5 protein-coding genes are annotated in these 6,912 nt (G+C 72.0%); all 5 read right to left on the bottom strand.

The window, feature by feature from the left end:
• The coding region (locus tag AC1RTA_RS16090) for an error-prone DNA polymerase (protein ID WP_492785311.1) at window positions 1-2,868 on the bottom strand (2,868 nt) is incomplete at its 3' end.
• A gap of 248 nt (window positions 2,869-3,116) precedes the next feature.
• Window positions 3,117-4,715, bottom strand: a complete 1,599-nt coding sequence (locus AC1RTA_RS16085) for a Y-family DNA polymerase (RefSeq protein ID WP_492785310.1) — start codon at window positions 4,713-4,715, stop codon at window positions 3,117-3,119.
• Window positions 4,636-5,238 (bottom strand): translesion DNA synthesis-associated protein ImuA, encoded by a 603-nt coding sequence (locus AC1RTA_RS16080; protein ID WP_492785309.1) that lies wholly within the window; start codon window positions 5,236-5,238, stop codon window positions 4,636-4,638. Before AC1RTA_RS16080 ends, AC1RTA_RS16085 begins: the two co-directional genes overlap by 80 nt.
• A 473-nt stretch (window positions 5,239-5,711) precedes the next feature.
• Window positions 5,712-6,149 carry a VOC family protein gene (locus tag AC1RTA_RS16075; RefSeq protein WP_014237325.1) on the bottom strand — a complete coding sequence of 146 codons (438 nt, stop codon included), beginning with the start codon at window positions 6,147-6,149 and terminating at the stop codon, window positions 5,712-5,714.
• Between the two features lie 45 nt (window positions 6,150-6,194).
• Window positions 6,195-6,806 carry a transcriptional repressor LexA gene (lexA, locus tag AC1RTA_RS16070; protein ID WP_014237326.1) on the bottom strand — a complete coding sequence of 204 codons (612 nt, stop codon included), beginning with the start codon at window positions 6,804-6,806 and terminating at the stop codon, window positions 6,195-6,197.
• Between the last annotated feature and the right edge of the window lie 106 nt (window positions 6,807-6,912).

The following is a 6,912-nucleotide window of genomic DNA, read 5'->3' as shown; positions in this document are numbered from 1 at the left end:
GAGGTCGCCCTGGGTGGGGAGGGCGTGGCCCCTCTCGTCTCTCTCGTCCATCCCGTTTTTGCTGCGGCCTGTTGCGTTGGCGGCGTCGCTGGCGCTGCTGCGTCTGCCCAGGGCTTGGGCGCTTCCTCTTCCTTTTTCCTTTCTCTGTTCCGCCTCCTGGCTATGGCCGTTGCGGCTGCCATGGTGGCGGGGCTGGCCGGTGTTTTCCACGGCGGCGCTTTCCCAGGCGGCGGCGCGGCGGTGGCCGGCCAGGGCTTGCAGAGCGTTGGCGGCGGCGAGGCGTTCCAGTTCCGGGCGTTGCAGCCCGGCCCGGGCGGCCAGGTCGGCTACCGATTGGAAGGGGCCAGCCTGCCGGGCGGCGACGATGCGCTCGGCGGCGGCCTGGTTGAAGCCGGCGATTTCCCGCAGGCCCAGGCGCACGGTGCGGGGGCGGGAAGGCGGGTGATCGGGCAGCAGTTCCACCAGCAGGGATTCCCAGGCGCTGTGGGTGACGTCCGGCGGCAGCACGGTGACGCCGTGGCGCTGGGCGTCCTGCACCAGTTGGGCGGGGGCGTAGAAGCCCATGGGGTGGGCGTTGAGCAGGCCGCAGAGAAAGGCGGCGGGCTCGAAGCGTTTCAGCCAGGCGGAGAAATAGACCAGGATGGCGAAGCTGGCGGCGTGGGATTCGGGGAAGCCGTAGTCGCCGAAGCCCTTGATCTGCTCGAAGATGCGCCGGGCGAAGGATTCGGGCAGGCCCCGCTCCTGCATGCCGCGGATGAGCTTCTGCTCGAAGGGTTCCAGGCCGCCCTTGCGCTTCCAGGCGGCCATGGCCCGGCGCAGCTGGTCCGCCTCGCCGGGGGTGAAGCCGGCGGCCACCACGGCCAGCTGCATCACCTGTTCCTGGAAGATGGGCACACCGTAGGTGCGCTCGAGCACCTTGTCCACCGCCGGGGAGATTTTCTCGATCTTCTCTTCGCCGTGGCGCCGCTTCAGGTAGGGATGGACCATGTCGCCCTGGATGGGGCCGGGCCGCACGATGGCCACCTGCACCACCAGATCGTAGAACTGGCGCGGCTGGAGGCGCGGCAGCATGGCCATCTGGGCCCGGGATTCCACCTGGAAGATGCCCAGGCTGTCGCCGCGGCAGAGCATGTCGTACACCGCTTTCGATTCCCGGGGAATGTCCTGCAGGCGCACCGGCTTGCCGTCCCGGGCGCCGAGCATGTCGAGGGCGCGGCGGATGGCGGAGAGCATGCCCAGGGCCAGTACATCCACCTTCATCAGGCCCAGGGCGTCGATGTCGTCCTTGTCCCACTGGATGACGCTGCGCTCGGCCATGGCGGCGTTCTCGATGGGCACCAGCCGCGACAGGGGCCCGCGGGAGATGACGAAGCCGCCCACGTGCTGCGACAGATGCCGGGGAAAGCCCCGCAGGGCGCGGCTCACCGCCAGCCACTTGGCCACCCGGGGGCTTTCCGGGTCCAGGCCCACGGCCCGCAGGCGCTCGGGCAGTTCGTCCTGTTTGTCCCACCAGGCCAGGGTGTTGGCCAGGGCGTCGATCTGCTCCCGGCCGAAGCCCAGGGCCCGGCCTGCGTCCCGCAGGGCGCCCCGGGTGCGGTAGGTGATGAGGGCGCCGGTGAGAGCGGCCCGCTCCCGGCCGTATTTGGCGTAGAGGTACTGGATCACTTCCTCCCGCCGCTGGTGCTCGAAATCCACATCGATATCCGGCGGCTCGCCCCGCTCGGCGGAGATGAAGCGCTCGAAAAGCAGTTCGGATTTGGCCGGGTCCACCTCGGTGATGCCCAGGGCGTAGCACACCGCCGAGTTGGCGGCGGAGCCCCGGCCCTGGCAGAGGATTTCCCGGCTGCGGGCAAAGCGCACGATGTCGTACACCGTGAGGAAGTAGGCCTCGTATTGCAGCCGGGCGATGAGGCCCAGCTCGTATTCCACCTGGGCCCGGGCTTTCTCCGGCACGCCATTCGGGTAGCGCACCGTGAGGCCCGCTTCCACCTCCTGGCGCAGGTAGTCGGCGGGGGTGAGGCCGTGGGGCACCACTTCTTCCGGGTATTCGTAGCGCAGCTCGTCCAGGGAGAAGGTGCAGCGCGCCGCCACGGCCAGGGTTTCGGCCAGCAGTTCGGGCGGGTAGAGCCGGGCCAGGCGCAGGCGGGGGCGCAGGTGGCGTTCGCCGTTGGGGTGGAGGGCGTGGCCGGCGGCGAAGACCGTGGTGTTGAGGCGCAGGGCGGTGAGCACGTCCTGCAGGGGCCGGCGGGCGCGGCTGTGCATGTGCACGTCGCCCGCCGCAAGCAGCGGCAGGCCGCAGTCGGCGGCCAGCTGTTGCAGTTGTTCCAGGCGGCCCCGGTCGTCCGGCCCGGCGTGGAGTTCCACGGCCAGCCAGGAGCGGCCCTGAAAACGCTGGGCCAGCCAGCGGCCGTCGGCGGGGTCGGGCGGCGAGTCGAACTGCGGCCCCGGAACCCACAGGGCTAAACAGTCCGGCAGGGCGCCGCTGGGGCCGAAGCCTTCCAGGTCGCCCCGGGTGAGGCGGTAGGCGCCTTTCTCGGCCCGGCGCCGGGCCAGGGTGATCAGGGCCGAGAGGTTGCCGTAGCCCTCCCGGTTCTGGGCCAGCAGCACCAGCTTGAGGCCGTCGGTGAGGACGATCTCGGTGCCGTGGATGAGCTTTAGGCCCACGGCCTTGGCCGCCACGTGGGCCCGCACCGAACCGGCGAAGGAGCATTCGTCGGTGACGGCGAGGGCGCCGTAGCCCAGCTCCACGGCCCGCTGCACCAGTTCCTCCGGGTGGGAGGCACCCCGCAGGAAGGAGAAGTTGGAGAGGCAGTGCAGCTCGGCGTAGTCGGGCAGGGCCGGCGGCAGGGTGGTTTCCGGGAGCGGCATGGTTCAGCGGCTTCTGCTGGCGGGAGCGGTGGTGCGATGCCTTGGCTGGCGTGCGACAAGGCGGGCCGGGCGAGGGAGTGCCCGGTTGGAAAGAGCCCAGTTGGAAGGCGACAGGCGGCTGGGGCGCCGGGAGCTGTCGTTCCCTCGGGCGGTTGCCGGAGACAGGCTGGCCGGGAGGCTGGCTGGAAGGGCGCCGGCGGTACGGCTTGCGTCGTCCTGGGCCGGGAGCCGCCCGTGATGGTGCCGGCTCATGCGAACCTGCCGTGGAGGAACCAGCCGCTCTCGTCCCGGAACACCCACAGCCATTCGCCGGCCGGGTTGCGGGCGACGAAGTAGTCGCGGCGCAGGTCGCCGGGGGCGGGAAGGCTGTCTTGGCTTTCGCCTTCGTCCCACCAGCCGCTTTCGATGCGCTCGGGGCCGGCCAGGAGTTGCAGGGGGCCGCCGTGCCGGGGGCGGCCCTGGGTCTCGCCCAGGGCCAGGGGGTGGGCCAGGAGCCAGAGGGGACGCGGACCCTGGCCTGCCATGGCCTGGGAGTGGCCCGGGTCCTGGGCCCTGGCCATGATGCCCTGGAGATCGAGGTTCGGGGCGCAGCGCCGGGTGGCTTGCTCGGGGCGGTGGTCCGGCACGGCGGCCAGGCTGTAGACCTTGTCCTCCCCCAGGCGGGCCTTGATGCGTTCCAGGGCCACGGCGGTGCGGGCCGGGTCGCTGCCTTCTTCTTCCGGCGGCGCCTGGCCGGGGAGCTGGCGGTCGCTGCCCGGCAGTTCCTCCACCTGGTCGGCGATCAGGGTCAGGGCGTCCACCGGCGCCGCCAGGGCGAGGCGGCCCAGGCGTTCGCTCAGGACCCGCTGCAGCCGCTCCCCGTCCCGGGTGAGGCCGGCGAAGCCCAGCACCAGCCGGGTCGGCGGCAGGCCGCGGCGGGTGCTGCCGGCGTATTTTTCGTGCTGCAGTTCCAGGGTGCAGCGGCCGACGCCGGCGCCCCGGCTGGCGAGCCAGCCCTGCAACTGTTGCAGCAGGCGGCGGGCGGCGAAGTTGAGGGCGGGGGCGTCGTCCACCCGGGCCGGCAGTTCCAGGCCCTGGCGGAAGGTGTCGGGAAAGGGAAAGCGGGGCCGGGGGTCGGGCACTTCGCCCAGGGCCCGGGCCAGATCGGCGGCCAGTTGCAGGCCCAGGCGCCGGTTGAGGCCGGCCCGGGGCAGGGCCAGCAGGTCGCCGAGACGGTGGGCGCCGAAGTTTTCCAGGCGCTGCCGCTGCTGCCGGGGCAGTTCCAGGCAGTCCAGGGGCAGGGGGGCCAGGGCGGCGCCCAGGCGGGTCGGGTCGGCGCACACCGGCAGAGGGCCGCCGTTTTCGGCCAGGAGGGGCGCGGCCGCCGGCCGGGGGCCGTCGGCAGCGGGCTCCAGCCAGGGGGCGCCGTTGGCCAGCCAGCGGGCAGCCAGGGGCGTCGGGGCGCAGGCGGCGGCGAGGCTGTAGCCCTGGGCCAGGGCGCCGTCCACGGCCTGTTGCAGCAGGGCCGGGAGACCGCCGAAGAGGCGCAGGCAGCCGCCGATTTCCAGCAGCAGGCCGGCGGGCGGGTCCAGGCTGACCTGGGGGGTGAAGTTGCCGCCCCAGCAGGCCAGGCCGGCCAGGGCCCGGGTTTCGGCGGCGCCGTCCCGCTCCGTCACCTTGAGCTCGGGCGCCAGGCCCCAGGCCGAGGCCAGGCCCATGCCCGGTGCCACCCCCAGTTGCCGGGCGGCGCCGTTGGCGGCCACCACCCGTCCCTGGCTGGCGGCGGCCCTAGGCGTGGACGGGGCGTCGGGCGGGGGCGCCAGGGCGTCCAGGGGCAGCAGGGGAAAGCGCAGGGCGAGCCAGAGCACGGTCGCGTTCCTGAAGGCGGGCCACGGCCAGGCGCGGCACCAGACAGGCGGGGCCGCTGAAGCTTTCGGCAGCCAGCTGCAGGCGGCGCAGGCCCCGGGCGTCGATGTCCGGCAGCCAGGCCAGGATGGCGGCAAAACCGCCTTCTTCCAGGGCCGTCTCGCAGGCCCAGGCGGCATCCTGGCCCCGGGCCTCCACCACCAGCAGGCGCTGGCCGGGCAGGCCGGCGGCGGCCCAGCCGGCGGCGTGCAGGGGCCAGGGCGGCGCCACCAGCAGCAGGGGGCCGGCCAGAGCGGCCAGGGCCGGGGCCAGCAGGCCGGCGACGCCGGCCTCCGGCGGCGCCAGGAATTCGCTCAGGGCCTGGCGCGGCCAGCCGCCGCCGGGCAGTTCCCGGTCCAGCTCCGGGTAGCCCGTGGCCAGACCGGGGGCCTTCACCCGGGCCAGGGCGTCGCCGCGCCAGACGTCGGGCCGGGCCAGGAGATCGGCCAGGGTGACGGGGGCGGGGGAAGAAGGCAGGGCGGACATGGTCGGCGCAGGAGGTGGATTGGTAGGGGTTGGTAGGGGTTGGTTGCGGATGTAGTCGCGGGCGTGGTGGCGGGCTTGAGCGATCGGCGGCTGGGGTGCAGCGAGGTTGTCGTTGGCTGGTGTCTGCTGTTGTCGGGCGGCTTGGTTGGGTTGCTTGGTCGGGTGGCTGGGGCGTTTGCCGGATCGGTGGCAACGGCTCTGTCGGTGCGGCGGGCCAGGGGCGGCAAATCGCTTTGTGACGGGCCTTCATCTCTGGCGGCGGCCGGCTTGTCGGCAAAAAATGGCGACAGCCGGGGCGGGGCCGTGCCCGGCAGGGCGGCCTGTGCTTGCCTGGAAAGAAGGCGGGTTAGGGCGTCAGGGTGGAGCGGATGGCATCGCGGGCGGCGCAGCGGCAAGCGAGGGAAGACCGGGCGGGAGCGCCGCGGGCCTGCCGGCAGACTCGGCTGAGCTTCCGCAGTGGCGGATTGCCCGGCTCAACCCTCCCGGAACAGCAGGCTGCCGTCGGGGGCGTGGTCGAACATGGGGCCCCACACCACTTCCCAGTAGTAGCCGTCCGGGTCCTGGAAGTAGCCGCTGTAGCCGCCCCAGAAGGTTTCCTGGGGCATCTTGGCGATGCGGGCCCCGGCGGCCTTGGCCTGGGCGAATACGGTATCCACTTCGTCCCGGCTGCGGGCGTTGTAGCCCAGGGTGATGCCGTTGAAACCAGGGCCTGCCAGGGCCGTGTCGGGACCGATGTCTTCGGCCAGCTTGTCCTTGGGATAGACGATGAGCCAGGTGCCGGGCAGCTGGAAGAAGGCGATGCCTTCGTAGTCGTCCCGGGGCAGCAGGCCGAAGACGTGGCGGTAGAAGGCGGTGGCCCGGGAGAGGTCGTCCACGCCCAGGGTCAGGGTGGTGAGGCGGGGAATGGTCATGGACGGCTCCTTCGCAAGTGGCCGGTCAGCGGGGATCAGTCGGGGTCAACTGAGACTGCCGGAAAAACCGCCGCGGATGAGGCCCACGGCCACGCCTTCGATGGCGAAATCGTCCCGGTTCGGGTCCACCAGGATGGGGCCGTAATCCGGGTTTTCCGCCAGCAGTTCGATGCGCCCCAGGTTGCGCTTGAAGCGCTTGACCGTGACTTCGTCGGCGATGCGGGCGACCACGATCTGGCCGTCCCGCACCTGGGTGGTCCGGTGCACCGCCAGCAGGTCGCCGTCGAGAATGCCGGCGCCGAGCATGGAGAGGCCCCGCACCTTGAGCAGGAAGTCGGCCCGGGGATTGAACATGTCCGGCGCCACGGAGTAGCGGCCCTGGACGTTTTCCACCGCCAGGATAGGGGAGCCGGCGGCGACGCTGCCCACCAGGGGCAGGCCCAGCTGCTCCACCAGGCGGATGCCCCGGGCCGAGCCCGGTTCCAGGACGATGGAGCCCTTCTTGGCCAGGGCCTTGAGGTGGTCCTCGGCGGCGTTGGCGGAGGCGAAGTCGAAGGCCCGGGCGATTTCGGCCCGGGTCGGCGGGGCGCCCAGGGTTTCCACATGGTTGCGGATGAAGTCGAGGATTTCCTGCTGGCGCGGGGTGAGCTTGACCATGGTGGCGGTCTCCTAATCGGTTGACTGTATTTTTATACAGTAACCGGGCAAATGGCAAGGTTTCATTTGCAACGGTCCGCCGGGGCGGGGAGGGATGGCACCGATG

This window comes from Azospira sp. MPR-E4 (genome assembly GCF_058809645.1).
This window is presented reverse-complemented; position numbering and strand designations above follow the sequence as displayed.

Excerpts from the sequence above, each read along its gene's own strand:
- AC1RTA_RS16080 (WP_492785309.1), bottom strand. The coding sequence starts at position 5,238 with ATGTCCGCCCTGCCTTCTTCCCCCGCCCCCGTCACCCTGGCCGATCTC.
- AC1RTA_RS16075 (WP_014237325.1), bottom strand. The coding sequence starts at position 6,149 with ATGACCATTCCCCGCCTCACCACCCTGACCCTGGGCGTGGACGACCTC.
- lexA (WP_014237326.1), bottom strand. The coding sequence starts at position 6,806 with ATGGTCAAGCTCACCCCGCGCCAGCAGGAAATCCTCGACTTCATCCGC.